Origin of the sequence: Flagellimonas baculiformis (assembly GCF_033441575.1) — a bacterium.
Lineage (GTDB): Bacteria > Bacteroidota > Bacteroidia > Flavobacteriales > Flavobacteriaceae > Flagellimonas > Flagellimonas baculiformis.
This window is the reverse complement of the sequence record NZ_JAUZVW010000036.1, coordinates 1-2,435: the sequence shown is the minus strand read 5'-3', so window position 1 is coordinate 2,435 and position 2,435 is coordinate 1. Positions and strand designations below refer to the sequence as shown.

The 2,435-nt window shown below is 40.2% G+C and carries 3 protein-coding genes; 1 reads left to right on the top strand and 2 read right to left on the bottom strand.

Annotation, left to right across the window (positions count from 1 at the left end; all coding sequences use genetic code 11):
• Nucleotides 1-168: 168 nt before the first annotated feature.
• On the top strand, nt 169-681 hold the full coding sequence (locus SD450_RS19515) for a DUF932 domain-containing protein (RefSeq protein WP_404828264.1): 513 nt from the start codon (nt 169-171) through the stop codon (nt 679-681).
• A 370-nt stretch (nt 682-1,051) separates the two neighbouring features.
• On the opposite strand, the gene SD450_RS19510 is transcribed toward SD450_RS19515, so the two are convergent.
• Nucleotides 1,052-1,612 carry a sugar O-acetyltransferase gene (locus SD450_RS19510; RefSeq protein ID WP_318346009.1) on the bottom strand — a complete coding sequence of 187 codons (561 nt, stop codon included), beginning with the start codon at nt 1,610-1,612 and terminating at the stop codon, nt 1,052-1,054.
• 68 nt (nt 1,613-1,680) lie between these two features.
• A complete protein-coding gene (locus SD450_RS19505; protein ID WP_318346010.1) occupies nt 1,681-1,845 on the bottom strand; it encodes a helix-turn-helix domain-containing protein in 165 nt (54 codons plus the stop codon).
• Between the last annotated feature and the right edge of the window lie 590 nt (nt 1,846-2,435).

Here is a 2,435-nt window from a genome sequence, read left to right as displayed (position 1 = left end):
ATTCTAAAAATCGAATCCAATAGAAAAAAATTATCCTAAAAAAGTTGCTCCTATCATAGGATACATAAAGCCGTTCCTTCCTCACTATTTCCGTTTCCTTGCCGCTCGACAGCCTGGCTTCCGTTTAGGGTTCCCTGCAAATATTGTTTAACCTTAAATCCAATGATTATGTATTTAGACAGATTGCAACAGGACGAGGTCTTCGTACCAACTGAGGTAAGACCGTTAAATGAACTGACTCAAATGCTCTCCAGAAAGGGGCTGGAACGCGCCATTATCAGCAATGGCAAAATCGTGAACATCGTGTCCAAGAGTTATGGGCACATCCCAAACCAACATTTTTTCAAAAAGGCGGAACAGATGCTCATCGATGCCGGACTGGATTACCAACGCCAGACCATCAATCGCAACGACAGGACCTTCAGTATGGACTTTATCCTCTCCGATAGCTCCCAGTTTTCCGTGGGCGATGGCCGGGACACCATATTGCCCATGCTGCGCTTTACCAACTCTTACGATGGCAGCGAGCGCACCTCGGGACATTTTGGGTTCTACCGCCAAGTATGCTCCAATGGCCTGCACGTGGCCCAGGCAAAGATTGCCTTTTCCATTAAGCACAGTACCAACAGTTTCCATTTGAGTTCGGTGAATGGTTCGGTACGTTCCTTGTGCATAATTTAGCTACAGTTTGACGCTGTTTATGGGTGTTTTGCAAACCTGTTTTGTCAAACCCAAAACTTATGTATTATGCGCAATTCCAATACCTTATAGGTTCTTATCTTCACTTGGATGAAAATGCCAATTTGATCTTGCACTTTTTTCGAAATCGATATTTCCCGCAAGGGTGTTGTAGATGGAATCATTTTCGACTAATCCAAAATTGTAAGCCTTGCCTATGAAGTTTGAAGCAGATCCAATTTAGATTAGAGGAAAAATAGCCTCTTCCGAAGGATTCGAATTTATACTTTCTTGTTTTTCAGCTTTTGTTTTGTATTGTAGGCCTGCCACATAACTAAGAGAAGCGCAACTACGGATACCCTTATTACTCCCATTAAATTTCCTTGATGATTTTTGCAGGAGTGCCCCCTACAATAACATTGTCGGGAACGTCTTTAGTAACCACAGAACCCGCAGCAACCACTGAGTTTTCACCTATGGTTACGCCATGCAAAATGGTGGCATTGGCACCAATCCATGCATTTTTCTTAATGTGAATGGGTTTTGGAACCAGCGAATGTCTTTGCTCTGGGAAAATAGGGTGTCCTTCGGACAGTAAGCTGACTTTAGGGGCTATAAGTACGCCATCATCAATGGTGATACCTCCTAAATCAAGAAAAACACAATCAAAATTGATGAATACATTTTTCCCGATTTTGGTGTGCTTCCCGTAATTGATGTACAAGGGCGTAAATACGGCAACACTTTTGTCTATTTCACTACTTGTAATTTGGCTCAACAAATCCCTGATTTCTTCGGGTTCTGTTGCGTTGTTCATCTGCACGAGCAATTTTTTCGTGCTGTATGAAGCCTCACGCATTCTATAGGCTTGAGGATCGCTCGGTGGAATGGTTTCCCCTTTCTTTAACCGCTCGAAAATATCCATTTTATCCATTATTGTATTCTTTGATACAAAGGTCGGGATGTTTTTGTAGTTCCTGTTAATGGAATTCAAACCAATGGTTAATAAATGCAAATCTTTTTTACGCGAACAGAAGAAGGGCTTGTGACAGTTTGTTTTTTAAAAAAGTTATTGAAGTAAGTCGGGTACTGAAATCCCGGGGCGTAAGCAATTTCAGAAATATTCCATTTGGTGTGCTGTAAAATGGCTTTTGCTTCTTTGACGATGCGCTCTGAAATATGTATGGTAGTGGTTTTCCCGTGGCTTCTTTTACATCTCGATTCAGGTAATTAACATGTACAGAAAGATTATTTGCATAGTCTTTTGCCATTCTTAACTGAAGTGGTTGGTCGGGGCTTTCTATGGGAAATTGTCTTTCCAATAACTCCATAAAAACGCTTGTCAATCGTTCGGCTCCGTTTTTATCTTTATTGTAATTTTCAGAAGGGTTTAATTTCGGGGATTCGTGCAGAATCAAATCAATATAATTGCGGATCAAATCGTCTTTATATTCATAATCAGATCGTTGTTCTTCAATCATCTTTTAAAAAATACTATTTAAAAACAACCGTTGGTTTTCGGATATTTATAAAATCGGGGTGCCTCCCATTCCGAACAAGGGAGACTTTTGCAGGTTTTTAGAACGTTTGCCCGGTACAAAAAAGTCTTCAGAAAATAAAATGGTATAGCCTAAGGTTTTAGTAAAGAAGATATGCCACAATGCCCCTTGAATGCTTAATAGGCACGTTCAGAAGCGACATAATTATTTGATTATCAGATAATTAATTCGTATATTTAGGTATAATAAAACCCCGAA